This is a genomic window from Sphingomonas sp. Root720, from assembly GCF_001428605.1.
GTDB lineage: Bacteria > Pseudomonadota > Alphaproteobacteria > Sphingomonadales > Sphingomonadaceae > Rhizorhabdus.
Window position 1 is genome coordinate 473,496 of sequence record NZ_LMID01000001.1, and the last position, 25,289, is coordinate 498,784.

Consider the following 25,289-nt stretch of genomic DNA (forward strand, 5'->3'; position numbering starts at 1 on the left):
GACGGCCCCTCCGATCATCATCTCCCCACGGTCCGGCATCGGACATCTGGAACAGCGCGAGGAAGCAGATGGCGAACACAGTGGAAGTCAAGCGCAGCGGGACGACGGCCAAGGACGACCCCAACTGCTTCAACCGCCTGCATTGGGCGATCGAGCCGGTCATGCGCGCCAAGGCCGGCGACTATATCGTCTACGAGACGCGCGACGCCTTCGACGACCAGTTCGATTGGTCGAGCACGCCGGCCGACGTCGCCGCCTGCGATCTGAACCGCGTCCATCCGATGACCGGCCCGGTCTTCATCGAGGGCGCCGAGCGCGGCGACGCGCTGGCGGTGACGATCGTCGACATCGCGCCGAGCGACTATGGCTATACCGTCATCGTCCCCGGCTTCGGCTTCCTGCGCGACGTGATCCCGGGACCGTTCATCGCCAACTGGAAGCTCGACCGGCTCTGCGCCGTGTCGGATCAGATTCCGGGCGTCCGCGTGCCGATGTGCGCCTTCCCCGGCTCGATCGGCGTCCTCCCCGGCGAGCCCGAGGTCGCCGCCGCGCTCGAACGCGAAGGCGCCCTGGCGGCGGCGGGCGGCTTCGCGCTGATGCCCGATCCGGGCCGGGCGCTCCCCGCCAGGCTGTTCGGCGAAGGCGCCCCCTATGCCGCCGAGGGCCTGCGCACCGTGGCGCCGCGCGAGAATGGTGGCAATATGGACATCAAGGCGATGCAGGTCGGCACCACGGTGATCTTCCCCGTCCTCGTCGACGGTGCCGGCCTGTGGACCGGTGACATCCACTTCGCCCAGGGCGATGGCGAGGTGTGCGGCACCGCGGTCGAGATGGCGGCGAAGGTCACGCTGAAATGCGAGGTGATCAAGGGCGGCGGCAAGAACATCGTCTTCCCCCACGTCACCGGCGGCGGCCAGCTCCGCAACACCGAGCCGAGCCGTTTCCACGCGATCGTCGGCATGCCGGTGAAGAAGGCGGGCGAGGTCCCTCCCCACCTCGCCTATCTCGACAGCCCCAAGGTCGCCGCGCTGACCAACCTGTCGGAGGACCTGACCCTCGCGGCGCGCGACGCGCTGCTGCGGATGATCGACTGGATCGCCGAGACCAAGGGCTACAGCCGCGAGCAGGCCTATGCGATCTGCGCCGCCGCGGTAGATCTGCGCATCGGCCAGCTCGTCGACGTCCCCAACATCATCGTGTCCGCCATCATCCCGCTCGACATCTTCGTCGAGTGAGCACGACCGGCAGCATCGGAGATACGACAATGAACGCTGAACATCGCTGGCTCGAAGCCTATCCCGAACTCGGCTCGGGCCCGATCTCGACCGAGCCGTACATCTCGCCCGAATGGTATGAAAAGGAGAAGGAGAAGATTTTCCGCAAGGTGTGGCTATGCGTCGGCCGGGCCAACGAATTGCCGAGGGCGGGCGACTACAAGGTCAAGCGGATCGAGGCGGCGGGCACGTCGGCTATCGTCATCCGCGGCAAGGACGGCGAGATCCGTGCCTTCCACAACATGTGCGCGCATCGCGGCAACACCGTAGTGACCGAGAGCGGCGACGAAAGCTACGGCAGCAGCCGGGCGGCGGTGCTCACCTGCCGTTTCCACGGCTGGGTTTACGGCGCCGACGGGTCGCTGAAGAGCGTGCCCAGCGAGAACCGCTTCTATGATTGCTTCGACAAGGGGCATAACGGCCTCGCGCCGATCCATGTCGGCCTGTGGGAAGGCTTCATCTTCATCAACGTCGCCGAGACTCCGGACAACAGTCTCGAAGCGTTTCTCGGCGACTATGCCGAGCATTTCCGGGGTTTTCCCTTCGACGAGCTCGACTTCGGCTTCACCTACCGGACCGAGGTCGACTGCAACTGGAAGGTCGCGCACGACGCCTTCGCCGAAGCCTATCATGTCGACACCATCCATGCCGGTTCCTTCCCCAACGTCTTTTCGACCGGCCTCCAGAACGTGAAACTGATGGGACCGCACCGAACCTGCGCGGTCTGCCTGACACTCGACGCCAAGCCCACGCCCGTCGCCGGAATCGCCAATGCGATCGCCGGGGCCAGCCTGGTCTCGCGGCGTGGGGAATCGATGCTGCCGCCGCTGATCAACCCCGATCATCGTTCCGACTTCGCGTTCGAGCTGAGCGTGCTGTTCCCCAACACCCTGCTTCACGTCTCGGAAGGCATCTGGTTCACCCACCAGTTCTGGCCGCTCGCGCACAACCGGACGCTGTGGGAAGGTCGCTATTATGTGAAGGCGCCGACCAGCAACGCCCAGCGCTGGGCGATCGAGCATGCGATGACGCTCCAGCGCAACGCCTGGCTCGAGGATACCGCGACGATGGAGGACACCCAGCGGGCGATGCAGTCGCGCGCCAAGTCGCTCCAGCACCTCCAGGACGACGAGATACTGATCCGCCACGGCGCGATCGTCGTCGACCGATATGTGAACGCCTGACGAAAGACCCGATAGAATGACCCTATCCCCCTTGCCGGCCGCGTTCGCCGACCTGGCGCCCTGGCTCGACTGGGCCCTCCCCACCGCGGACGAGCGGCAGGCCAGGCGTCTCGCCTCGACCTCCGCTGAGCTCCGTCAATTCTATGACGGCGTGCTGCCCCGCCTGGAAGCGATCCTGGCGGAGGTCGACAGGCACCCGCTGGGCGCGCTGCCGGCGGAGCTGCAACCGATCTACAACATGGCGCTGTCGCTGGCCGAAGTCGCCCCGCATATCGAATTGTACAATGGCGCGGTGGGCGTACCCTATGCCTTCGAGGAAGGGCGCTTCATCGCCGTCCATGGCGATCAACCGACCTGGGAATGCCGACAGCCGATGGGTTTCCGGTGACCGCCGAGGGCGGTTTCTCCACGGAGGAACGGCTCGCCCGGCTCGAGGCGCGCGCCGAGATTTCGGATCTCGTCGCGCGCTACGCCCAGGGTGCCGATCGCAAGAATGATCCCGCCATATTGGGCCCATTGTTCGCCGACGACGCGACATGGTCGGCCGAAGGCTTCGGCACGCTGGTCGGTCGCGACGCCATCGCCGCCGGGCTCGCCGCGGTCGCGGCGGAGCGCGTGCTCTGGTCGATCCATTACATGGTCTCGCCACTGGTCGAGCTGGCGGAGGACGGGCTCACCGCCCGCTGCCACTGGTATCTGTGGGAGCTGTGCACGATGGCGGGGGAAGGAACGGCTGCGACCGACAGCTGGTTCGGCGGCTGGTATGACAGCGAATTGGCGAAGACCGACCGGGGCTGGCGCTTCACGCGCGTGACCCTCGACGTCCGCCTTCAGGGAGAAGCGAATCCACCATGGCAACTCAAGAAACCGGTGCGGATGTGACGATCAGGCTTTGCGCGACCCATGACATTCCCGAGGGCGAGGTCCGCCAGGTCGAGTTGGACGACGGGCGAATGCTCGCCGTCTATCACCTCGACGGCGAGTTTTTCGCGACCGACGACCTGTGCACCCATGGCGACGCGTCGCTGTCGGAAGGCGAGATCGAGGATGGCAAGATCCTCTGCCCCTATCATATGGGAAGCTTCGACATCCGTACCGGCGAGGCTTGCGCCGCCCCCTGCTCGATCGCGATCAGGACCTACCGGCTGAGGATCGACCAGGACGACGTCCTGCTCGCCGACTGACCGTCCGCTACTGCCCCGCACCCCGGCCGGACCGCCCGGAGCGATTTCGCAGCGGATGGAAACATCCGTCGCCTCGGAAGCCGCGGTAAAACAAGGGTATGATCTCATTTGGCGGACGAAACGCTGCCCACTGCCGTCGCCCCGGGCTTGACCCGGGGTCCCGCTTCCCTTCTATTCCGTCGAATGGAGCAGAGCGCCGATTGGGCACCACTCTGCAGGACAGACTGACCTGAAGCAAAGAAGTGGGACCCCGGGTCAAGCCCGGGGTGACGGGCGCGTGGTGGCGAACCGCCTCAGCTTCGACCGGGGTTTCAGTTCATCCGCTTGAGCGTGGCCGAGGGGCGTTCCCCGAAGCGGTCGAGATAGTCGCGCGCGAATTTCGAGAGATGGGTGAAACCGCAGGCAAGCGCGACCTCGGTCACCGACAGCCCCTCGTCGGCCGCCACCTTCAGCTGGCGATGCGCCAGGTCGAGCCGGTGGTTCTTCAGATAGACCATCGGGGTCGTGTCGCGGAAACGGCGGAAACCGGCGTGCAGCGAACGGGCGCTGACCCCCGACACCGCGATCATCTCCTCCAGCGTAATCGGATCGCGCGAATGCTCGTGGATATAATCCTCGACCCGCCGGACATAATAGGGCGCCGGGCTCGACGGCGGCGCGTCGAACAGGTCCGAATAGGTGTGGGGCACCGCCGCGAGCAGCAGCCGCTGCAGCGCCTCCTCGACCGTGCCGCGCGCGCGCACATGGTTGAAGCCGGCGATGCCGCAGTCGAGATCGTCGCAGATCGTGCGGACGAGATGGGCGAAGGCCGCCGCCGCGCCCTGGAGCCGAACCGGGTTGGACGAGAAGTGCAGCGCGCGCGGGCGAAAGCCCAGTTCCTGCGCCAGCACCGCCTCGAGCCCGCTCTTGGATATCTTGACGGTGAAATGCTTATATCCCTCGCCGAAGGTCTGCTTCACCTGTGCGTCCGGATCGAGCACGCACATCTGCCCGGGAAGCAGATCGATGGTGGTGTTCTGCTGCGCGATCTGGGCGACGCCCGACAGCGAGAACTGCACCAGGTAGAGCGCGTTGGTCGGCGGGATGTTGACGACGACCCGGCCATAGGGATTGCCATAGTCGGTGGCGTTGAAGGTCACCGACTTGAGCGACGCCTGGTGATGGCGGAAGGCGATCGGCGGGTTGCCGCCCTCGATCCGCAGATCGTGCGGGCAGAACATCCTGCTCATATGATCGTGGACTTCGTCGATGTCGTTCGTCACGAGCCGCGCCAGCCTCGACAGCGGCATGCCGGTCCCGTCCCAATTGCGGGGCGCATCCAGGTTGGTGATCATCATAACCTAACCTCCACGTTCCGGTTAGATCCCCTCATCGCCCTTGGAAAATCCCGTCGGCCGTCCGTTCCGGACTCGGATAGCGACGCTTGCTATGGGCAAGATCCAGGTCGAGCAGCATTTCACAAGTTTTGAACGCCACCAAGCCCGGATTGAGAACCGGTACGGCAAGGCGGTCCTTCAGGAAGACATGCGACTGGTGCATCGTGGTCGATCCCAGGATCAGCACGTCGGCGCCGTCCTCTTCTACCGCGGCGCGCGCGGCGTCGAGGAGCAGCGGAAAGACGCTGTCCTCCTTGCCGGCCAGAAGCTCGGCGGTATCGGGCCGCACGCCGATCGAGCGGATCGATGCCAGCCGGTCGCCCAGCCCCTGTTCGACCAGAACCTTCTCGTACAGCCAGCGCCAGCGGTCCCACATGCTGATGATCGAGAAGCGCCGGCCGAGCTGGCAGGCGAGGAGATAGGTCGCTTGCGCCGTTCCGACGACCGGGATCGACAACCGCGACCGCAGTGCCGCGACGCCGGAGTCGCTCATCGAATTGACGCAGACCGCATGGAAGCCCTCGGCTTCGGCGCGCGCGCCTGCCTCCAGGCAGAAGGCGTCGGCGATCGTGCCTTCGTAGGACGAGTCGAGCGTTGCCCCGCCGCGCGCCGCGCAGGCGAACTCGACCGAGATGTCGGGGCGCAACAGATGCTCGGGTATCTGGCTCGCAAAGGCCGCGAGCGCGGCTTCGGGCACCGGCACCGGCACGATCATCCTGATCCGCTTGTTCATCGGCCCGTCCATCCCCGCAGGGCCGGGCCTAGCTTCCGATCGCCGTTCGCCACGAAGTCCAACCCTGAAAATATCATTGTCCATGACAAGGCTTATCAGCGGTCATCCGCGCGACAAGCCGTGCTTGCCGGTCCACCGCCCTATTCCGCAGTGAGCGGTCAGCGCCTGCACAGGGAGGATAGCCGCTGCGGCCGTCGGCGACGCAGGCTCCATGCGAACAGGGCGATGAAGAGGTTGCGATGGCCGATATGCTACCCCCGGGATTCGAGGATCTGCTTCCCTTCATCGACTGGGCGCGGTCGACCGAACTCGAGCGCAACGACAAGCGCTGGTCCTCCTCGCTGGCGGAGAGCCAGGCCTTTTACGACCGGATGATCGAACGGGGGGCGGCCGCGCTCGAATATCTCCAGCCCCTCGAACTGTCGGCGATCGAGGGGCCAGACCGCAGGCTGCTCGACATGTGCCTCGCCCTCGCCGAATGCGCCGCGACCATCGAGATGTACGGCGAGCCGCGGCCCAAATATGTCTTCCCGATCGCCCGCTTCGTGCCGACCCACGACGCCTGGCCGCTCGCCGGCCTGGGAGCACGCGCATGACCACCGAACCCTGCCGCTTCATGAACCGCTATCCCGAGGAGGGCCGCGATCCGATCCCGGTCGAGCGCTACACCTCGCCCGACTATTTCAATCTCGAACGCGATCGGGTGTTCCGTCGCAAATGGCTGAATGTCGGTCATATTCTCCAGGCACCGAAGCCGAACGACTATTTCGTCGCCGACCTCAAGATCCTCGACACGTCGCTGCTCGTGATCCACGGCAAGGACGGGCAATATCGCGCCTTCCACAATATGTGCTCGCATCGCGGCGCGCCGGTCGCCTGGGATGCCCAGGGTTCCTGTCGCGGCTATCTGGCGTGCCGTTTCCACGGCTGGGTCTACGACACCACGGGCAAGCTCGTGCAGATCAGCGACGCCGCCAACTTCCCCGGCGTGAAGGCCGAGGAGAATGGCCTGACCCCGGTGCACTGCGCGGTGTGGAAGGGCTTCATCTTCGTCAACATGGCGGCCGAGCCCGAGGAGACGCTGCTCGAACATCTCGGCCCCGTCGCCGACGAGATCGGCCGGTTCGACTTCGACGGCTTCAGCCCGGCCTTCTCCTACCGGATCGACGAGAATGTGAACTGGAAGACCCTGCAGGAGGCGCAGCTGGAAGGCTGGCACCTGCCCTATCTGCATGAAAAGACGCTGGCCCGCGCGGTGAAGATCGACGGCAACCAGTATCGCCACGCCGCGATAGAACTTCATGGGATGCACGGCGTGCTCGGCTCGCCGCCGCCCGACAGCTTCGTCCCGCCGCCCACCGCGATGCTCGCCAGCCGCTTCGGCACCGGCACCGTCCAGGCGTTCGGCGCGAAGCCGGTCGCGGATGGCGAGGGCTATCGCTTCAGGGGCTCGTTCGACTTCTGGCACATCTTCCCGAACTTCTTCGTCGGGCTGCTCAACGGGCTGTTCTTCACCTTCAACATCTGGCCGATCGCAGTCGACCGCAGCCTGTGGGAGATCAAGGGCTATTATCCTCCGGTGAAGACCGCCGGCGAGCTGTTCGCCCGCGAATATTCGAAGGTCGGCCTGCGCGATCCGATGATGGAGGACTGTTTCACCCACGAGCTGATCTGCGCCCAGCTCAAGTCGGGCGCCAAGCAGCACATATTCTTCCAGGACGAGGAGATGCTGGCCCGGCACCTCAGCAACGGCGTCGATCGCTGCGTGCGCGGTCTGGCTTGAACTTTCCCCTGCGCTCGACCCCTAATCGCCCATGTCGCTGGCGTGGACTTCGCAGCCGATCTCGATCAGCCGGGCGAGCTCGCTGGAGATATCGCCCGCGCGGTGGATCATCATGATCGGCGACCGGGCCGCCTTGTCGGCGATCGGCAGATAGGCGACGTCGTCGCGCTTCAGCCGCTGGACCGATTCCGGGACGATGCTGAGCCCGGTATGCGCAGCGACGAGGCCGATCGCGGTCTGCAGCTCGCGCACCTCCTGCACCAGCTCCGGCTGGAGGCCCAGGTCGTGGAAGATGCTCAATATCTGGTCGGCATAGCTGGGCCGCGCGGGACGGGGATAGATGATCAGCGGTTCGTCGAGCAGTTCGGCCAGATGCACGGGACGGCCCAGCGCCGTCAGCGGATGATCGACCGGGACCACCGCCACGAGCGCCTCCTCCGCGAGCACGATCCGTCGGATCGCCGCGTCCTCGAAGCGCAGCCGGCCGAAACCGACGTCGATGCGCCCTTCCTTGAGCGCGGCGATCTGCTCGACGGTCGAGCATTCGATCACCGACACCTCGACATGGTCGGCATAGGCACGGAAGCGGCGGATCACCTCGGGCAGCAGCCCGAACAGGGTCGATCCGACGAAGCCGATGACGAAGCGGCGGCGGCCCTTGCCGGCAAGCTCGCGCATCATGCCGCGCAGCTGGTCGACCCCCGCCAGCACGTGCACCGCGTGTTCGTAGAGCAACCGCCCCGCCTCGGTCAGCCGCAGCGGCCGGGCATCGCGGTCGAACAGCGCGGCGCCGACCTCCTCCTCGAGCTGGCGGATCTGCCGGCTCAGCGGAGGCTGGGCGATGTTCAGCACCTCCGCCGCGCGCGTGAAGTTCCGTTCATTGGCGACCGCGACGAAATAGCGAAGATGACGCAATTCCATATCATACCTGACAAGTATCAAACCGGACCGAAACAGTCCTGTGCTACAGCATGGGGCCGGCTTAGGAAATCATGGCATTCGCCGCGAACCATAAGAGAGAGCATGCCCTTCAAGGTCGAGAAGATTGATACCTGGATCGTCGACATCCCGACGATCCGGCCGCATGTCCTGTCCATGATCGCGATCAACAAGCAGGTCATGGTGATCGTGCGCGTCCATTGCTCCGACGGAGTCGTCGGCATGGGCGAGGGCACGACGATCGGCGGACTCAGCTATGGCGACGAGAGCCCCGAGGGCATGAAGCTGGCGATCGACACCTATGTCGCGCCGCTGCTGATCGGCCGCGAGGCCGCCAACACGGCCTCGGCGATGGCGCTGATCCGCCAATATGTCGTCGGCAACCATTTCGCGAAGAACGCGATCGAGACCGCGCTGCTCGATGCCGAGGCGCAGCGCGCGGGCCTGCCGCTCAGCGAACTGCTCGGCGGGCGGCTGCGCGATCGCCTGCCGGTGCTGTGGACGCTCGCCAGCGGCGACACCGGCCGCGACATCGAGGAAGCCGAGGACATGCTGGCGCAGCGCCGGCACAATGTCTTCAAGCTCAAGATCGGCAAGCGCGCCCTGGCCGACGACGTCGCCCATGTCGGCGCGATCAAGCGGGCGATGGGCGCCCGCGCGTCGGTCCGCGTCGACGTCAACCAGGCCTGGGACGAACCGACCGCGCGCCGCGGGGCCCGGATGCTCGCCGATGCCGGGGTCGATCTGATCGAGCAGCCCCTGCCCCGCGACGATCGCGAAGGCATGCGCCGGCTGACCGCCTATTCGCCGATCGCGATCATGGCCGACGAAGCGCTTCGCGGCCCATCCGACGCGCTCGATTTCGCGCGGAACCGGGGGGCTGACGCCTTCTCGATCAAGCCGCCCCAGGCCGGCGGCCTGTTCGCGGGCGGTCAGCTCGCGGCGATCGCCACGGCGGCGCATATCGGCATCTATGGCGGCACGATGCTCGAGGGCAGCGTCGGTACCATCGCCTGCGCCCATCTCTACGCGACCTTCGCCAAGCTCGAATGGGGCACCGAACTGTTCGGCCCACTCCTGCAGACCGAAGAGATCCTGACCGAGCGCCCTGTGTTCCGGGAGTTCGGGCTCGACCTGCCGACAGGTCCCGGCCTGGGCGTTGCGCTCGACATGGACAAGGTGCACCATTTCCGCCGCGACGGGCCCAGCCGCACCGTCGTCGCCCAGTCTTTCGAGGAGTCCGCCTGATGCTCTTTCAGGTCCATATGCAGGTCAACGTCCCCGACAATATCGAACCGGCCGTATTCGACGAGATCAAGGCGCGCGAGAAAGCCTATGCAGCGGAACTGCAGAAGCAGGGAACGTGGCGCCATCTGTGGCGGCATGTCGGCCAATATTCGAACACGAGCATCTTCGACGTGGAGAGCAACGAAGCGCTCCACGACCTGCTTACGGGACTTCCCCTATTCCCTTTCATGGACATCGAAGTGATCCCGCTGTGTCGGCATCCCTCGTCGATCCATGACGGCGACCGCTGAAACAAAACCCTTCCCAAGGAGAGACATGATGGCATCCGAACTGGTGCAGAGCCCTGAAATCCAAGCCTATCTCGATCGCATTTCCGGCCTCGACCAGGACGGCGGCGACCAGCGCATGAAGAAGATCGTCCGCCGCGTCGTGTCGGACCTGTTCACCACGATCGACGATTTCGACGTGAGCGCCGAGGAATTCTGGGCGGCCCTCCACTTCCTGCAGCAGGGCGCACCTGAGTTCGGCCTGATCGCACCGGGCCTCGGCTTCGACCATTTCCTGGACGTCCGCATGGATCTCGCCGACAAGAAGGCTGGTCTCACCGGCGGCACGCCGCGCACGATCGAGGGGCCGCTGTACATCCCGGGCGCCCCGATCGAGAAGGGCCGCGCCCGCCTGGACGATGGCGAGGACACCGGCGAGGTGCTGATCATGCGCGGCACCGTGAAGGACCTGAACGGAAAGCCGATCGCCGGCGCGATCGTCGACGTGTGGCATGCCAACACCATGGGTGCCTATTCGGGCTTCGACCCCGCGCAGAAGCCCTATAACAACCGTCGCCGCATCGAGACCGGCGCCGACGGCAGCTATGTTTTCCGCAGCGTCGTCCCCTCGGGCTATTCGGTTCCGCCGCAGGGCAGCACCGACAAGCTGCTCCAGAGCGTCGGCCGCCACGGCAACCGCCCGGCGCATATCCACTTCTTCGTCTCGGCCGACGGCTATCGCCACCTGACGACGCAGATCAACATCGACGGCGATCCCTATCTGCACGACGATTTCGCCTTCGCGACCCATGACGACCTGATTCCCGAGGTCGTCCGCCAGGAGGATCCCGAGCAGATCCGCGCCGAGCAGCTCAACGGGCCGTTCAGCCAGATCGACTTCGACTTCACCCTGCAGAAGGCCGCGGACCCGACCGAAGCCGAACTGATGGCCCGCAGCCGGGCTCCGGCGCCGGCGGTCTGATGGCGGACAAGATCTACGCCAGCCCCGAAGCCGCGCTCGACGGTCTGCTGTTTGACGGCATGACCATCATGTCGGGCGGCTTCGGCCTGACCGGCAATCCCGAGACCCTGATCCCCGCGATCAAGGCCTCGGGGGTGCGGGACCTGACCGTCATCTCGAACAATTGCGGAGCCGACGGCTACGGGCTCTGGACGCTCCTCGCGAACGGCCAGATCAAGAAGATGGTGTCCTCCTATATCGGCGAGAACAAATTGTTCGAGCAGCTCTACCTCGAGGGCAAGCTCGAGCTGGAACTGGTGCCGCAGGGCACCCTCGCCGAACGGATTCGCGCGGGTGGGGCCGGTATCCCGGCCTTCTACACGCCGACCGGGGTGGGAACGGTCGTCGCCGAGGGCAAGCCGGTCGAGGAGTTCGACGGGCGACGCTATGTACGCGAACGCTGGCTGCGCGCGGATCTGTCGATCATCAAGGCCTGGAAGGCCGATAGCGAGGGCAACCTCGTCTTTCGCAAGACTTCGCGGAATTTCAATCCGGTGATGGCGACCGCCGGCAAGGTGACGGTCGTGGAGGTCGAGGAGATCGTGCCCGACGGCGCGCTCGATGCCGACCACATCCACACCCCCGGCATCTTCGTCGATCGCATCGTCAAGGGCGAGGGCTATGCGCGGCTGATCGAGAAACGCACCACCCGCCCCCGTCCGGTGGAGACCGTCTGATGCCGTGGACCCGCGACGAAATGGCTGCGCGCGCCGCGCGCGAGCTGGAAGACGGCTATTATGTCAACCTCGGCATCGGTATCCCGACCCTGGTGGCGAACCACATCCCGCCCGGGGTGAAGGTCACGCTCCAGAGCGAGAACGGCATGCTCGGCATGGGACCCTACCCCTATGAGGGCGAAGAGGATGCCGACCTCGTCAATGCCGGCAAGGAGACGATCACCGAGCTTCCGACGTCGAGCTATTTCTCCTCGGCCGACAGCTTCGGCATGATCCGCGGCGGCCATATCGACCTGGCGGTGCTCGGCGCGATGGAGGTCAGCGCGAAGGGCGACATCGCCAATTGGACGATCCCGGGCAAGATGCTGAAGGGCATGGGCGGCGCGATGGATCTCGTCGCCGGCGTCCGCAGGGTCGTCGTGGTGATGGAGCATGTCAGCCGCAACGGCACGCCGAAGATCCTGCCCGAATGCACGCTGCCGCTGACCGGCGAAGCCGTGGTCGACCTGATCGTCACCGACCTGTGCGTGCTCGCCTGCGACAAGCGGGCGGGTGGGCTCACCCTGATCGAATGCGCCCCCGGCGTCACGGTCGACGAGGTCGTCGCCAAGACCGGCGCACCCCTGAAGATCGCGGAGGGACTATGACCGACCAGGGTTTCGCGACCGTCGGCGACGGCTGCCGCATCGCCTGGCGCATCGACGGCCCCGAAGGCGCGCCGGTGCTCATGCTGTCCAACTCGCTCGGCACTGCCATGGACATGTGGCTGGCGCAGCTTCCCGCGCTGACCGGGCGCTTCCGCGTGCTGCGCTACGACCAACGCGGCCACGGCGCCTCGGACTCCCCGGAAGGCGCCTACGGCCTCGACCGGCTCGGCCGCGACGCGGTCGAGCTGCTCGACGCGCTGGGGCTGGACAAGGTCCATTTCTGCGGCCTCTCGCTGGGCGGCATGACCGGCCAGTGGCTGGGCGTCCACGCGCCGGAACGCTTCGACCGCATCGTCCTCGCCAACACCGCCGCCTATATGGGCCCGCCTTCGGGCTGGCAGGGCCGGATCGGCGTGGTGCTCGACAAGGGCGTGTCGGCGATCGCCCCGGCCGTGCTCGACCGCTGGTTCACCCCCGAGTTTCTGAGTGGATCGCCCGAGGCGGTGGCCAGGGTCGGCGCCTTCCTGAACGCCACCAGCGCGGTCGGCTATGCCGGCTGCTGCGCCGCCATCCGCGACATGGACATGCGCCCGGTGATCGGCCTGATCCGCAACCCGGTGCTGGTGATCATCGGCGGCCGCGACCCCGCGACCCCGCCCGCGCAGGGGCAGGAGATCGTCGAGGCGATCCCGGGTGCCCGGAGCGTGACGTTCGACGCGGCGCACCTGTCCAATGTCGAGCAACCCGAGCGGTTCACGGCGGCCCTGTCGGAGTTTCTGGGCTGAGCCCAACCCCAGCCCGCCCCTTCAGGGCATGGGTGATAAGCTACTCCGCGTCCTCCACCAGCCCTTCGACTGCGTTCATATGCGCGGCGATCGGCTCGGCGGCGGCGGGCGGTCCGCCGATGCTCGTCTCGACCCGCGCCGTGTTCTCAAGGGTGCGGTGCACCGGGCAGCGATCGGCGATCTCCAGCAACCGCGCCCGCCGCTCGGCGTCGACCGCGCCATCGAAGTCGATCCGCCGGGTGAACAGGTCCGCCGGGGCTTCGCTCTTGCGCTTGGCGTGGCCGACGGCGGTGCGGATGCGGCCAATCTCCCAGCCCTTCTGGTCGGCATAGAGGCGCAGCGTCATCGTCGTGCAGGCAGCTAGGCCCGCCGACAGCAAGTGGTAAGGCGTCGGTCCCGAACCCAGCCCGCCCACCGCCGCCGGCTCGTCGGCCAGGAAGCGGATGCCGCCCGCCTGGATCGCGACCTGGAAGCGGCCGGCGCCGGTTTCCTCGGCGACCACATCGGCATCGCCCTGGTCGCGGGTCGGCTCGGATCGGGGCAGATACGGCGCGGCCCAGGCTGCGATCAGCCGCGCGACATGCTCGGCCTCCCCCGGCCCGGTCAGCAGATGATCGGCCTTGTCGAGCGAGACGAAGCTTTTCGGGTGCCGCGCGGCGAGGAAGATGCTGGTGGCGTTCTCGATGTCCACCACCTCGTCGAACGGACCGTGAAGGATCATCAGCGGCCGGTGCAGCACCGCGATGCGCGCGCCCAGGTCATGACGGCGCAAGTCGTCGAGGAAAGGCTTGCCGATCCGGAAGGTCCGCCCGGCGAGCATGACGTCCGCCTCGCCGTCGCGCTCGATCGCGTCGACCGAGGCTTCGTCGAAATGGCGCAGGACATGCGCCACGTCGAACGGCGCGGCGATCGTCGCGACCGCCTTGATCGAGGGGATGTCACCCGCCGCGGCCAGCGCCGCCGCCCCGCCCAGGCTGTGTCCGACCAGCAGCGCCGGCGCATGCCCCGCCGCCGCCATCGCCTCGGCGGCGGCGATCAGGTCACGCCGGTCGGCGGCGAAGCTGCTGCCGGCGAGCGTTCCCTCGCTGGCGCCGATCCCGGCGAAGTCGAAGCGCAGGGTGCCGATGCCGATCGCGGCCAACGCCCGCGCGATCCGGACGGCGACCCACTGATCCTTGCCGCAGGTGAAGCAGTGCGCGAACAATGCCCAGCCACGCGGCGTCCCTTCGGGCAGCTCGAGCCGGCCCGACAGCCGGTGGCTGCCGCCGTCGAAATCGAAGACTTGGGTCGGCACGGTTCTGTCTCCCGTCAGGCGAGGCTGGTGGCGATCGCGATACCCGATTTGAGCGTCAATGTGACCGGGGTTCGTTCTGCGATGTCGGCGAGGCGGGCGGCCTGTTCGGCATCGACGCCCTTGGGCGCGATCGTCCGGACGATACGGCGATCCTCGGCCGTGCCGGTCAGGCGCAGCGACACCTCGACCGACTCGAGCGGCCACTGCTTGCGGTCGGCATACATGCGCAGGGTGATAGCGGTGCAGGCGCCGAGACTGGCGAGCAGCAGATCATAGGGTGCCGGGCCGGCATCCGCGCCGCCCAGCGTCTCCGGCTCGTCGGCGGTGAGGACGTGGCCGCTCGCGTCGATATGGGTGGCATAGCGGTCGCGGCCGATGGTGGCGGTGGCGTGGGTCATCTGGGCAACCTCCCTTATGGGTAGCGGACGGGCTTGGGCTCCTCGGGGAGCGGGATGAATTCGTCTTCGCCGGGCACCGGGGCGAAGCGCCGTTCGCGCCAGTCCTCCTTCGCCTGCTCGATCCGGTCGCGCGACGAGGAGACGAAGTTCCAGTAGATGTTGCGCCCTTCGGGGAAAGGTTCGCCGCCGATCAGCATCAGCCGGGCCGCGCCCTTGGCCTTCAGCACGATTTCGGCCCCCGGCTTGAAGACGACCAGTTCGCCGGTCGCGAAGCCGCCGGTCTGGCCGGCCACCTCGATCTCGCCCTCGACGACATAGACAGCGCGTTCGACATGCTCGGCCTTGAGCTGGTAGCGCGCGCCGTCGGCCAGGACGATATCGGCATAGACCATGTCGGACAGCGTCCTGACCGGCGAGCGCAGCCCGTCCGAGGTACCGACGATCAGAGTCAGCGTCGTGCCGTCGGCCTCGATGCTGGGGATTTCGTGCGCCTTGTGGTGGACGAAGGACGGATCGATCTCCTCCTTGTCGGTCGGCAGCGCGATCCAGGTCTGAAGGCCGAACAGCTTGCCGCCGGTGGGACGAAGCTCGTCGGGGGTGCGTTCCGAATGGGCGATGCCCGATCCGGCGGTCATCCAGTTCACCTCGCCGGGACGGATCGCCTGCACGCTGCCGACCGAGTCGCGGTGCATGATCTCGCCGTCGAGCAGATAGGTTATCGTCGCCAGGCCGATATGCGGGTGCGGGCGGACATCGAGCCCCTCGCCGCCGCGAAAGGCGGCAGGGCCCATCTGGTCGAAGAAGATGAAGGGGCCGACCATCCGGCGGTGCGCCGACGGTAGCGCCCGGCGGACCGAGAAGCCGTCGCCCAGGTCGCGAACCGGGGGCAGGATCACCATGTCGACGCCGTCGACCTCGCTCGTGCGCATGCTCATCTCACTTCCTTCACGAAGGGGTGCCGCCGGACCCCGCGGAGGGGGAATGAGGCCCGGCGGCGGACCGGTCAGGATCAGGGGGCGATCCTCCTACGACCGGCCTTGGGGTTCAAGGGGTAGCGTTGGGGAGATCAGGCGGCGTCGACCAGCACGATCTCGCTGTCCTCGATCGCGGTCACCCGGATCGTTTCGAGGTCGCTGATCGCGGCGCCGTCACGGGCGCCGACCCGCACGCCGTCTATCTTCACCGCACCGGTCGCGGGCACGAGATAGCCGCGCCGATCTTTGCCGATCGGATAGTCGGCAGTCTCGCCGGCCTTCAGCGTCGCCCCGACCACCCTGGCCTCGGCGCGGATCGGCAGCGCGTCGTCGTCATTGGCGAAGCCGCTCGCCAGCACCACGAACCGTCCGCCACGATCGCCCTTGGGGAAGGGTCTGGCGCCCCAGCTGGGTGCGCCCCCGGTCTGCGAGGGCAGGATCCAGATCTGGAAGATGCGGGTCGTCACGTCCTCCAGATTATATTCGGCATGCTGGATGCCCGTGCCTGCCGACATCACCTGGACGTCGCCAGCCTCGGTGCGGCCCTTGTTGCCCAGATTGTCCTGATGCGAGATCGCGCCTTCGCGGACATAGGTGATGATCTCCATGTCGCGATGCGGATGCGGCGGGAAGCCGGTCTTCGGCGCGATCGTGTCGTCGTTCCACACGCGCAGGTCGCCCCAGTTGGTCCGAGCGTCGTCATGATAGCTGGCGAACGAGAAATGATGCTTGGCGTCGAGCCAGCCATGGTTGGCGCCGCCGAGGCTGTCATAGGGTCGAAGGTCGATCATCGTTGTATCTCCAGTGCTTAGGCGGAAAGAAGGGCGAGCGCGTCGACCTGCGAACGGTTGAGGCCGAGCGCGATCAGCTCGGGCACCAGTCGCTCGTCGGGCCGGCGGGTGCGCCGCACGGTGCAGACGAAGCGGCGCAGCGCCTCGCGCCGGGGATCGGCAGCGGGAAGCGCGGGCCGATGGCCGGTAAGCCTGCCGATCGCCGTCCGGACCAGCGAAGGCCGGGCCGGTGCGAAGCGGTAGGTCTCCGCATCCTCATAGGCCGCTGCGACGACCTTCCATTCGGTGTTGCTGAGGCGGGGTGCGCTGTTCCGGTCGGTCGTCATATCGTCCTCCTTCCTGTTGAAGACGATATAGGGCGGCTCGACTTATCCGATCAGATAGATAAAATCGGCCGAAACGTTCGAGGAAGTTGAAATGTCAAATCCTGGTACGCCGACCTTCGACCAGCTCCGCATCTTCCTCGCGATCGTCGAGACCGGCAGCTTCGCGGCGGCGGGCCGCAAGCTCAACCGGGCGGTGTCGGTGATCAGCTACGGCATCGGCAATCTCGAGGCCCAGCTCGGCCTCTCGCTGTTCGACCGCGAGGGCACCCGCAAGCCGCAGCTCACGACCGCGGGCCGCGCCGTGCTGGCCGAGGCGCGCATGGTGTCGCAGGGGATCGACGGACTGCGCGCCAAGGTCAAGGGCCTGCTCGACGGGCTGGAGGCCGAGGTCGACCTCGCCGTGGACGTGATGCTGCCCGCCGAGCGGCTCGGGCGGGTGCTGCGCGCCTTTGCCGAGCGCTTCCCGACCGTGGCGCTGCGCCTCCACGTCGAGGCGCTCGGCGCGGTGACGGCGATGGTGCTCGACGGGGTCGCGGCGATCGGCATCTCCGGTCCGCTGGCGGCGGGCGTCACCGGGATCGAGCTGGTCTCGGCCGGATCGGTACCGATGGTCCCCGTCGCCGCGCCCGACCATCCCCTCGGCCGTACCGCGAAGATCCCGCCCGGCATGGGCCGCGAGCATGTGCAGATCGTCCTGACCGATCGCTCGCGCTTCACCGACGGCAAGGACTTCTCGGTGCTGAGCCCGCGAACCTGGCGTCTCGCCGACCTCGGCGCCAAGCACCAGCTGCTCCGCCAGGGCATCGGCTGGGGGAACATGCCCTTGCCCATGATCGAGCCCGATCTGGTGGCGGGCACCCTCGTCCGCCTCCACATGCCCGACCATATCGGCGGCACCTACCGCTTCAACGGCATCTGGCGGAGCGATACTCCGCCCGGCCCGGCGGGGTCATGGCTGCTCGAACAGTTCGTGGCGCTGGGCGCCGAGGATGCGGAGGTGGAGGGGTTCGGGGATATCTAGACGCTACCAACCCACGACTGGCCCGACAGCCTAAGCCTTCGCCGCCACCGCTCCCGCGCACTTCTCGTTCGTCTCCTTCGCGCCGCCGCCCAGCAGCGCGATCGCCAGGAACCCCGCCACGACGAGCACCGCGAAGGCGGCGGTCACCTTGCCCAGATGCTGGTCGATCACGCCCTTGATCCGGGCACCGAACAGCCGGAACAGGACGCCGACGATCATGAAGCTGATCGATCGCGACACGATCGAGGCGCCGATGAAGACCCAAAGGTTCATGCCGATGAAGCCAGCGGTGATCGTCAGCAGCTTGAAGGGGATCGGCGTCGCCCCCTTCACGACGATGATCTCCGCGCCATAGTCGCGCAGGTAGCAGGCCGCCCGGGGGAAACTCTCGGCCAGGCCCAGCGCCCGCAGCAACGCCTCGCCGAACGCCTCATAGGCGAAATGGCCGATAGCATAGCCGAGCAGGCCCCCTGCCACCGAGGCGAGTGTCGCGATCGCGGCGAAGCGGATCGCCTTCTTCGGCTCGGCCAGGCACATCAGGCCGAGCAGCGGATGTGGCGGCACCGGGAAGAAGCTCGCTTCCATGAAGGCGAAGGCGGCAAGCCAGCCCTCGGCATGGCGGTGCGCCGCCTTGGCCATCGTCCAGTCGTACAGGCGGCGCAGCATGGAGTCCCCTCGGCAAGATCGCATCCCGATTAGTGACCGCACCGGGGAACGGCAATCACATCCGTCGAAACCAGCTATTCGATCGGTGCGGCCGATTGCGGATGGAACGCGCACGCCACCGTCCCGGCCAGTATCAGCAGGCCCGCGACGATCAGTGGCGCGACCAGTCCGATATGGACGACCATCGCCGCACCTACCGCGGCACCGGCGAAGATCGCCGCCACGCCACCGACGCGCCGCGCCCAATTGGGGTTGGTGCCGCCGGCCCAGCGCGAATCCGCGGCGAGGCCGGTCAGCGTCAGGGTCAGGACGGTGGTGGTCAGGTCGGGGACCTTGAGCTGCCGGATCGTCGCGTTGCGGAAGCCCATGGCGAGCCCGGTCAGCGCGATGATCCCGAACAGTCCGGCCGACGGAGACTGGGTCGCGACGTCGAAGCCCGCCGCGACGATCGCGGCGATCCACAGCAGCGCCGCCTCGATTACCGCCGCCGTCATCAGCCAGCGCCGCAGCGGCCGGCCGCGGTGCATCTTGCCGGTTCGGCCCGCGACCAGTGCGCCGAGGAGGAAGGCGAGCATCGCGACCAGATAGGGGACCGCCGCGAAGCCCGGCACCCCCGCCGCGGCGAAGCCCAGGAATACGATATTGCCGGTCATGTTGGCGGTGAAGACCTTGCCGAGCCCGAGCACGCTGATCGCATCGACCAGGCCGGTGGTCACCGACAGCAGCAGCAACAGCCAGGGCAAAGGCGCGGCACTTTTGGATTGGGGGGCGGCTTCGGAGGCGGTCATCGATGGTCTCCCGGTGGATATAGCGGATCGGTCGAGGCGATCGCATTGGGTGCAGGCATTGGAATAAGATCGTGCGCGCCCGTCCGGAGGGCGGAATGTTCAGATCCGGAAATTGGCCTCGAGGCCGAGCATCCCGATCGTGCGGGCCGGCCCGCTCTGCCGGATGAAGCCGCCCGCCTGGAAGGCCGAGAGCGAGGCCGACAGCTCCAGCTCGGGCGTCGCCTGCCAGCTCAAGCTCGCCTCGGCCTCCTTGCCGATGAAGCGGCTGCGCGCATTGCCCCCGGTGGAGGCCGTCGCCGGACGGATCAGGTTGCCCGGGATGTCGTAGATGCCGTCGGCGCGGGAATAGCGCCAATAGGCCATGGCGGCGATGCCGAGCGACAGGTCGCGGGCGACGGCGAGCGACAGCGAAGGGTTGAGGCTGACGATGTTGTAGGGCCCGACCGGCGACAGTTCGCCGAAATATTTGCCCTTGGGAAACAGCGCGTTGAACGTACCGAGCGTGTCGTCGGACGCGCTCTTGTCGCCGCTGACGACGTTGAAGCGGACCACGGCATGCGGCGCGAGCGGCATATCGGGAAAGTGGCGCCCCACCTCGCTGCCGACCGTCCAGGCCGAGATGCGCTGCTCCGCGAAATGGCCGAACTGATAGACGCCTTCGACATTCCAGTGCCATTCGCCCGCCGTGCCGTGACTACGCAGGCCGAGACTGTGGCGGCGCTCTTGGCCGGTCAGCCCGGCGAAGCTGGCATCGCGGTTGCGATAGCCAAGATAATAGAGGTCGAGGCCGGGCAGCCGGGCATAGCCTCCCCACAGTTTCTTCGTCGGCGACGAGCGATCGTCGAACGAGCCGGTGCCGGGCCGGACCGGCTGCACCATGAACAGGCTGACCGTCACCGCGCCATGGACGATGTCGGCGCGCGCGCCGTCGAAGGCGAGCGGGACATTGGGGCCGTAGCGGGTGCCGATCAGCCGCTCGGTACCGAGCGACAGCATCTGCCGGCCGCCGCGCAGCGTGACTTCGGTGTCGCCGCCGATCGGCAGCGAGACCTCGGCAAAGCCCTGCAGCAGGTCGACCCGCGTCTGGTCGATCGGTCCCGCGCTCGGTGCCACGCCCCGGGTGAAGGCGGCGACCGGCTGGACGAAGGCGCGCACCCGGCCGACATGGAGATCGGCATAGGGCAGCGCCCGGCTCCACAGATAGCCGTCGTCGGGCGCGGCCGCCCCGCCCCACAGATTGTCGTCGAAGCTTTCCGACCGCAGCCGCAGCTCGATGCCCGTGGTCAGCCAGGTCGAGCCGCTCCGATCGAGCGGGACATATTTGAAGGCCTCGGTCCAGTGGCCGGTGCGGGCGGCCGGATCGCCGAGCTTCGACCAGTCCTCGTCGTAGCGGGTGTTGGTCAGCGTCGGCGGCTGCCACGCCTCTCGGCCCTGCGCAAGCGCGGGGGCGGCGACCGCGAACTGACACAGGCCCGCGGCGGCGGCGACCCTATGCCGGATCATCGGAGGTCCGCCGCCGGGCCGACAGCATCGCCACGAGGACGAAGCCGCCGACAAGCCCGAGATGCTCGAAGAAGGCGTTGGTCGCCACGAACCGGTCGGTGCCGGTCATCGTCCAGAAGGCGTTGGCGAGGATCGCTGCGAACAGGGTGAAGCCCCCGAGCATCCCTGCCCCCAGCCAGGCGAGCCGATCGGCGAGGATCAAGGCTGGGCCGACCAGCTCGACGAGGATGGTGATCGCGGCGAACAGCGCGGCAGGCTGGATCCCGAAATGCGCCTGCTCCGCAACCGCCCCCTGCCAGTCGGCGAGCTTGGCGAGCCCGCCGACCAGATAGGGTCCCACCAGGGCCAACCGCGCGACGTGCACGGTCGCCGGCCAGTCGAGGATCGCGGCGACGAAGCGGGGATTTTCGAGGGACTGGGGCATCGCAATATTCTTTTCCCTTTTCGCCATGCCAGCGCAGGCTGGCATCTCGGAAGATGAGAGACGAGGTCGAGGCAGGCGCCGCCTGAGATGCCGGCCTTCGCTGGCATGACGCTGTTGGGATGAGGGACGACCCGCTCCCCCCCGAACAAACTCACACCGCCCAGCAGCCGCAACCCATCGTGCCCCAGAAGCTCTGGACGTCAGCCGCCGGAACGCTCGCGCCCAGGGCCGCAGCATGGTCGTGCCCATGGACGTTGCACGACGATGCGCAACCGCAGGCCGAAGCCATCTTCGCGCGGGCCTCGGGCGCCCGCCAATAGCCCCCGAAGGTCGCGACCGGCGACCAGTCGGGCATCGCCCTGGGCGCTTCGGGCGCCAGCCGGGCGAAGTCGCCCTCCCCGAACACCACCTTGCCGCCGAGCATGGTCAGTACCGAGCGCAGTGCGACGATCCGATCCTCGGGCACCGAGAAATAATCGTCGGACAGCAGGGCCAGGTCGGCCAGTTGCCCGGCCTTGATCTGCCCCTTCTTGCCCTGTTCGTTCGAGAACCAGGTGTTGGCCTCGGTCCACAGCCGCAGCGCGGTCTCGCGATCGAGCCGGTTGGCGACCGGATAGAGCCGCAGGCCGCCGACGGTCTTCGCGGTCACAAGCCAGGACAGCGACACCCAGGGGTTGTAACTGGCGACGCGGGTCGCGTCGGTGCCGGCGCCGACGGGCAGGCCGGCAGCCATCATCCGCTTGATCGGCGGCGTCCGCTCGGCGGCCTTGGCGCCGTAGCGCTCGACGAAATACTCGCCCTGATAGGCCATGCGATGCTGGACGGCGATGCCACCACCGAGCGCCGCGATCCGATCGATGTTCCGATCACTGATCGTCTCGGCATGATCGAAGAACCAGTTGAGCCCCTGGAGCGGGATGTCGCGGTTCACCTTCTCGAACACGGTCAGGGCGCGGTCGATCGTCTGGTCGTAGGTGGCGTGCAGCCGCCAGGGCCAGCGCCGCTCGGCGAGCAGGCGGATGACGGGTTCGAGATCGGCTTCCATAGTGGCCGGCATGTCGGGCCGCTCGACGCGGAAATCCTCGAAATCGGCGGCCGAATAGACCAGCATCTCGCCCGCGCCGTTGTGGCGGTAGCTGTCGTCGCCATCGCCGGGCTTCACCTGGGTCGACCAGGTAGCGAAGTCCTTCAACTCTTCCTTCGGCTTCTGGGTGAAGAGGTTATAGGCGATGCGCAGGGTGAGTTGGTCGTCCCGATGCAGCTTCTCGACGATCTCATAGTCGTCGGGATAATTCTGGTAGCCGCCGCCCGCGTCGATCACGCTGGTGACCCCGAGGCTGTTGAGCTCTCGCATGAAATGGCGGGTCGAATTGAGCTGATATTCGGGCGGCAGCTTCGGCCCCTTGGCCAGCGTCGCGTAGAGGATGGTGGCGTTGGGCTGGGCCAGCAGCAGCCCGGTCGGGTTTCCGGAAGCGTCGCGGACGATTTCGCCGCCCGGCGGATTGGGCGTGTCCTTCGTATAGCCCACGGCGCGGAGGGCCGCGGCATTGAGCAGGGCGCGATCGTAGAGATGGAGGATGAACACCGGCGTGTCGGGTGCGGCGGCGTTGATCTCCTCGATCGTCGGCAGGCGCTTCTCGGCGAACTGGTGTTCGGTGAAGCCGCCGACGACGCGCACCCATTGCGGCGGCGGCGTGTTCTCGGCCTGCCGCTTCAGCATCGCCATCGCGTCGGAAAGGGTCGGCACGCCTTCCCAGCGCAGCTCCATATTATAGTTCAGCCCGCCGCGGATGACGTGGATGTGGCTGTCGATCAGGCCGGGGATCAGGCGGCGGCCCTTCGCGTCGATCATCGTCGCGTTCGGTGCGGCCGCACGGACCTCGGCCTCGCCGCCGACCGCCAGGAACCGGCCGTCGCGGATCGCGACCGCCTGGGCTACCGGGTTGGCGCGGTCGAGGGTCGTGATCCTGGCATTGGTGATGATGATGTCCTGGGGAGTCATGGCGAAGGCCTCCATGGGCGTGGCAGTCAGGGCGGCGGCGCTGGCGAGCGCCTGGCGGCGGGTGAGGTTCATGCGTCGCGGTCCCTGTCCTGGTCATTGGCCGCGAGGTGGCTGCGCACGACCGAAAGTATGTCGGGGTCGGCGACGAACCGCCTGGCGACCGGCAGCATCTGTTCGCCCAGCAGGATGCCGAGCAGTCCGACCAGGGCCACGGCCGGAGGTGCCGGGGAACGGACGCCGATCAGGCTGTAGAGCAGGCCGGCAAGGAGCCCGGCCCCCATCGAAAGCAGATAGATCTTCATGGCGCCCGTTCCTCCGTCGCTGGTGCTCAGGCCTGGATGAAGGCGAGGATGTCGGCGTTCAGCACGTCGGCATTCACCGTCAGCATGCCGTGCGGATAGCCCTCGTAGACCTTGAGGGTGGCGTCAGGCAGCAATGCCGCCTGGTTCAGCGCGGCGTTCTTGTAGGGAACGACCTGATCGTCGTCGCCGTGGAGGACCAGCGTGGGTACGGTGATCGCCTTCAGGTCGTCGGTCTGGTCGGTTTCGGAAAAGGCCTTGATGCCTTCATAATGGGCCAGGGCGCTGCCCATCATCCCCTGGCGCCACCAATTGTCGATGACGGCGGGTTTCACGTCGGCACCGTCGCGGTTGAAGCCGTAGAAGGGGCCGGCGGCGACATCGCGGAAGAACTGCGATCGGTTGGCGGCCAGGCCGGCGCGCAAGCCGTCGAATACCTCGATCGGCAGGCCGTCCGGATAACGCTCGGTCTTCAGCATGATCGGCGGGACCGCGCTCACCAGCACCGCCTTGGCGACGCGTCCCTGCGGGATACCGTGGCGGGCGACATAGGCCGCGACTTCGCCGCCGCCCGTCGAGTGGCCGATATGGATGGCGTTGCGCAGATCGAGATGCTCGGCCACCGCCGCCGCATCGGCCGCATAATGAGCCATATCATGCCCGACGTCGACCTGGGCCGAGCGGCCATGGCCGCGACGGTCATGGGCAACGACGCGGTAGCCCTTCGCCAGGAAGAACAGCATCTGCGCATCCCAATCGTCGGAGGACAGCGGCCAGCCATGGTGGAACATGATCGGCTGCGCGTCCTTGGCGCCCCAGTCCTTGTAGAAGATCTCGACGCCGTCGGTGGTGGTCACGAAGTTGCTCATGGGTGGATCCTTTCGGTTCGGGAATATCAGGATGTCGTAAGGGCGCGGCCGGCGGAAGGGGGTGCCGGCCGCGAGAAGGCCAGGCTCAGTGGCCAGCCTCGGAGGCATCGAACATCGCCTTGGCGTAGGTGATGCCGAGGCCATAGGCGCCGCCCCACTTGCGGGCGATGCCGGTGGTCATGTCGTAGGTCTCGCCGCGAGCCCAGTCGCGCTGCAGTTCGAGCAGATATTGGAGCGAGGTGACGGGGCGGGCTCCGGCCTGGACCATCCGCTCGACGGCACGCTCATGCGCCTCGTCGGAGATGTCGCCGCTGGCGTCGGTGATGACATAGGCCTCGAAACCCTGGTCGATCGCCGAGAGCACCGGGCCGACGATGCAGACCGAGGTCCACAGGCCGGCGAAAACGATGCGCTCCTTGCCGATGCCGTTGACCTCCTCGATCACGGCGGCGTCTTCCCATGTGTTCATCGAAGTGCGGTCGAGCAGTTTCCGGCCGGGGAAGGCGTCGGTGATCTCGCTGAACATCGGCCCGGAGAAGCTCTTCTCGGCGACGGTGGTCAGGATGGTGGGGACGTTGAAGCCGGCGGCCGCGTTCGAGACCAGCGCGGCGTTGTTGCGGAGGAGTTCCGGCGCGATCGACTTAGTGGCGAAGGCCATTTGCGACTGGAAGTCGATGAGAACCAGGCTGTGGTTGGTCGGCGAGAGGAGCGTCTTGCCGGGGGTCGGAGTGGCGGTGATGGTCATGATGTCGGTCCCTGTGCTTGATCCAGCGCCCGGTCCGTCCGGGCTGAAAACAGGATTAGGGCAGCCGACTTC

The 25,289-nt window shown here is 67.1% G+C and carries 30 protein-coding genes; 14 read left to right on the forward strand and 16 right to left on the reverse strand.

What is annotated here, in order from left to right; all coding sequences use genetic code 11:
- The first annotated feature begins 68 nt into the window (after positions 1-68).
- The 5 genes from ASE22_RS02180 to ASE22_RS02200 are packed head-to-tail and all read left to right on the forward strand — an operon-like array spanning position 69 to position 3,642.
- On the forward strand, positions 69-1,235 hold the full coding sequence (locus tag ASE22_RS02180; protein ID WP_056354316.1) for an acetamidase/formamidase family protein: 1,167 nt from the start codon (positions 69-71) through the stop codon (positions 1,233-1,235).
- A 29-nt stretch (positions 1,236-1,264) separates the two neighbouring features.
- Positions 1,265-2,458 carry an aromatic ring-hydroxylating oxygenase subunit alpha gene (locus ASE22_RS02185; protein WP_056354319.1) on the forward strand — a complete coding sequence of 398 codons (1,194 nt, stop codon included), beginning with the start codon at positions 1,265-1,267 and terminating at the stop codon, positions 2,456-2,458.
- Between the two features lie 16 nt (positions 2,459-2,474).
- Positions 2,475-2,846 carry a hypothetical protein gene (locus ASE22_RS02190; RefSeq protein ID WP_056354322.1) on the forward strand — a complete coding sequence of 124 codons (372 nt, stop codon included), beginning with the start codon at positions 2,475-2,477 and terminating at the stop codon, positions 2,844-2,846.
- Positions 2,819-3,340, forward strand: coding sequence for a nuclear transport factor 2 family protein (locus tag ASE22_RS02195; RefSeq protein ID WP_056354325.1), 522 nt, complete (start codon positions 2,819-2,821; stop codon positions 3,338-3,340). The genes ASE22_RS02190 and ASE22_RS02195 overlap by 28 nt, the downstream gene beginning before the upstream one ends.
- Entirely contained in the window at positions 3,310-3,642 is a 333-nt protein-coding gene (locus ASE22_RS02200) for a non-heme iron oxygenase ferredoxin subunit (protein ID WP_235536098.1), read from the forward strand. Before ASE22_RS02195 ends, ASE22_RS02200 begins: the two co-directional genes overlap by 31 nt.
- A 311-nt stretch (positions 3,643-3,953) precedes the next feature.
- Here the strand turns inward: ASE22_RS02200 and ASE22_RS02205 are convergent, their stop codons facing one another.
- The gene (locus ASE22_RS02205; RefSeq protein WP_056354331.1) at positions 3,954-4,979 is read right to left on the reverse strand and encodes an AraC family transcriptional regulator; all 1,026 of its coding nucleotides are present in this window, start codon (positions 4,977-4,979) and stop codon (positions 3,954-3,956) included.
- A gap of 31 nt (positions 4,980-5,010) precedes the next feature.
- Positions 5,011-5,751, reverse strand: a complete 741-nt coding sequence (locus ASE22_RS02210) for an aspartate/glutamate racemase family protein (RefSeq protein WP_056356229.1) — start codon at positions 5,749-5,751, stop codon at positions 5,011-5,013.
- Between the two features lie 239 nt (positions 5,752-5,990).
- Between ASE22_RS02210 and ASE22_RS02215 the strand changes: the two genes are divergently transcribed.
- Both ASE22_RS02215 and ASE22_RS02220 read left to right on the forward strand, forming a co-directional pair.
- Positions 5,991-6,347: a hypothetical protein gene (locus ASE22_RS02215; RefSeq protein ID WP_056354334.1), complete on the forward strand. Its 357-nt coding sequence runs from the start codon at positions 5,991-5,993 to the stop codon at positions 6,345-6,347.
- On the forward strand, positions 6,344-7,534 hold the full coding sequence (locus ASE22_RS02220; RefSeq protein WP_056354337.1) for an aromatic ring-hydroxylating oxygenase subunit alpha: 1,191 nt from the start codon (positions 6,344-6,346) through the stop codon (positions 7,532-7,534). The genes ASE22_RS02215 and ASE22_RS02220 overlap by 4 nt, the downstream gene beginning before the upstream one ends.
- A 21-nt stretch (positions 7,535-7,555) precedes the next feature.
- Here the strand turns inward: ASE22_RS02220 and ASE22_RS02225 are convergent, their stop codons facing one another.
- Positions 7,556-8,455 carry a LysR family transcriptional regulator gene (locus ASE22_RS02225; protein ID WP_056354340.1) on the reverse strand — a complete coding sequence of 300 codons (900 nt, stop codon included), beginning with the start codon at positions 8,453-8,455 and terminating at the stop codon, positions 7,556-7,558.
- Positions 8,456-8,557: 102 nt separating this feature from the next.
- Between ASE22_RS02225 and ASE22_RS02230 the strand changes: the two genes are divergently transcribed.
- The 6 genes from ASE22_RS02230 to pcaD are packed head-to-tail and all read left to right on the forward strand — an operon-like array spanning position 8,558 to position 13,117.
- Positions 8,558-9,721, forward strand: coding sequence for a muconate/chloromuconate family cycloisomerase (locus tag ASE22_RS02230; protein ID WP_056354343.1), 1,164 nt, complete (start codon positions 8,558-8,560; stop codon positions 9,719-9,721).
- Positions 9,721-10,011, forward strand: coding sequence for a muconolactone Delta-isomerase (gene catC, locus ASE22_RS02235; protein WP_056354345.1), 291 nt, complete (start codon positions 9,721-9,723; stop codon positions 10,009-10,011). Before ASE22_RS02230 ends, catC begins: the two co-directional genes overlap by 1 nt.
- Positions 10,012-10,039: 28 nt before the next feature.
- Entirely contained in the window at positions 10,040-10,969 is a 930-nt protein-coding gene (gene catA, locus ASE22_RS02240; protein ID WP_056356231.1) for a catechol 1,2-dioxygenase, read from the forward strand.
- A complete protein-coding gene (locus ASE22_RS02245) occupies positions 10,969-11,685 on the forward strand; it encodes a CoA transferase subunit A (RefSeq protein WP_056354347.1) in 717 nt (238 codons plus the stop codon). Before catA ends, ASE22_RS02245 begins: the two co-directional genes overlap by 1 nt.
- Positions 11,685-12,332: a 3-oxoacid CoA-transferase subunit B gene (locus tag ASE22_RS02250; RefSeq protein ID WP_056354351.1), complete on the forward strand. Its 648-nt coding sequence runs from the start codon at positions 11,685-11,687 to the stop codon at positions 12,330-12,332. Before ASE22_RS02245 ends, ASE22_RS02250 begins: the two co-directional genes overlap by 1 nt.
- The gene (pcaD, locus tag ASE22_RS02255) at positions 12,329-13,117 is read left to right on the forward strand and encodes a 3-oxoadipate enol-lactonase (RefSeq protein ID WP_056354354.1); all 789 of its coding nucleotides are present in this window, start codon (positions 12,329-12,331) and stop codon (positions 13,115-13,117) included. Before ASE22_RS02250 ends, pcaD begins: the two co-directional genes overlap by 4 nt.
- A gap of 40 nt (positions 13,118-13,157) precedes the next feature.
- Here the strand turns inward: pcaD and ASE22_RS02260 are convergent, their stop codons facing one another.
- From ASE22_RS02260 to ASE22_RS02280, 5 genes are all read right to left on the reverse strand, one after another.
- Positions 13,158-14,411: a bifunctional alpha/beta hydrolase/OsmC family protein gene (locus ASE22_RS02260; protein WP_056354356.1), complete on the reverse strand. Its 1,254-nt coding sequence runs from the start codon at positions 14,409-14,411 to the stop codon at positions 13,158-13,160.
- Between the two features lie 14 nt (positions 14,412-14,425).
- Positions 14,426-14,809 carry an OsmC family protein gene (locus tag ASE22_RS02265; RefSeq protein ID WP_056354359.1) on the reverse strand — a complete coding sequence of 128 codons (384 nt, stop codon included), beginning with the start codon at positions 14,807-14,809 and terminating at the stop codon, positions 14,426-14,428.
- Positions 14,810-14,823: 14 nt separating this feature from the next.
- Positions 14,824-15,744, reverse strand: a complete 921-nt coding sequence (locus ASE22_RS02270) for a pirin family protein (protein ID WP_056354361.1) — start codon at positions 15,742-15,744, stop codon at positions 14,824-14,826.
- Between the two features lie 131 nt (positions 15,745-15,875).
- Complete coding sequence (locus tag ASE22_RS02275; RefSeq protein ID WP_056354364.1) at positions 15,876-16,574, reverse strand: pirin family protein; 699 nt, start codon at positions 16,572-16,574, stop codon at positions 15,876-15,878.
- A 17-nt stretch (positions 16,575-16,591) separates the two neighbouring features.
- Entirely contained in the window at positions 16,592-16,900 is a 309-nt protein-coding gene (locus ASE22_RS02280) for a hypothetical protein (protein ID WP_056354368.1), read from the reverse strand.
- 91 nt (positions 16,901-16,991) lie between these two features.
- Between ASE22_RS02280 and ASE22_RS02285 the strand changes: the two genes are divergently transcribed.
- A complete protein-coding gene (locus tag ASE22_RS02285) occupies positions 16,992-17,921 on the forward strand; it encodes a LysR family transcriptional regulator (protein ID WP_056354371.1) in 930 nt (309 codons plus the stop codon).
- 30 nt (positions 17,922-17,951) lie between these two features.
- Here ASE22_RS02285 and ASE22_RS02290 read toward each other — a convergent pair whose 3' ends face one another.
- From ASE22_RS02290 to ASE22_RS02325, 8 genes are all read right to left on the reverse strand, one after another.
- Positions 17,952-18,587, reverse strand: a complete 636-nt coding sequence (locus ASE22_RS02290; RefSeq protein WP_056354374.1) for a YqaA family protein — start codon at positions 18,585-18,587, stop codon at positions 17,952-17,954.
- Between the two features lie 74 nt (positions 18,588-18,661).
- On the reverse strand, positions 18,662-19,375 hold the full coding sequence (locus ASE22_RS02295; protein ID WP_056354377.1) for a YoaK family protein: 714 nt from the start codon (positions 19,373-19,375) through the stop codon (positions 18,662-18,664).
- A gap of 99 nt (positions 19,376-19,474) precedes the next feature.
- Positions 19,475-20,878 carry an alginate export family protein gene (locus tag ASE22_RS02300; protein ID WP_082545784.1) on the reverse strand — a complete coding sequence of 468 codons (1,404 nt, stop codon included), beginning with the start codon at positions 20,876-20,878 and terminating at the stop codon, positions 19,475-19,477.
- Positions 20,865-21,302, reverse strand: coding sequence for a DoxX family protein (locus tag ASE22_RS02305; RefSeq protein WP_056356237.1), 438 nt, complete (start codon positions 21,300-21,302; stop codon positions 20,865-20,867). Before ASE22_RS02305 ends, ASE22_RS02300 begins: the two co-directional genes overlap by 14 nt.
- 151 nt (positions 21,303-21,453) lie before the next feature.
- Complete coding sequence (locus ASE22_RS02310; RefSeq protein ID WP_235536200.1) at positions 21,454-23,319, reverse strand: amidohydrolase; 1,866 nt, start codon at positions 23,317-23,319, stop codon at positions 21,454-21,456.
- A gap of 53 nt (positions 23,320-23,372) precedes the next feature.
- Positions 23,373-23,606: a DUF1427 family protein gene (locus tag ASE22_RS02315; protein ID WP_056354385.1), complete on the reverse strand. Its 234-nt coding sequence runs from the start codon at positions 23,604-23,606 to the stop codon at positions 23,373-23,375.
- A gap of 26 nt (positions 23,607-23,632) precedes the next feature.
- Positions 23,633-24,472: an alpha/beta fold hydrolase gene (locus ASE22_RS02320; RefSeq protein WP_056354388.1), complete on the reverse strand. Its 840-nt coding sequence runs from the start codon at positions 24,470-24,472 to the stop codon at positions 23,633-23,635.
- Between the two features lie 85 nt (positions 24,473-24,557).
- Positions 24,558-25,217 (reverse strand): hydrolase, encoded by a 660-nt coding sequence (locus ASE22_RS02325; protein WP_056354391.1) that lies wholly within the window; start codon positions 25,215-25,217, stop codon positions 24,558-24,560.
- Positions 25,218-25,289: the final 72 nt, after the last annotated feature.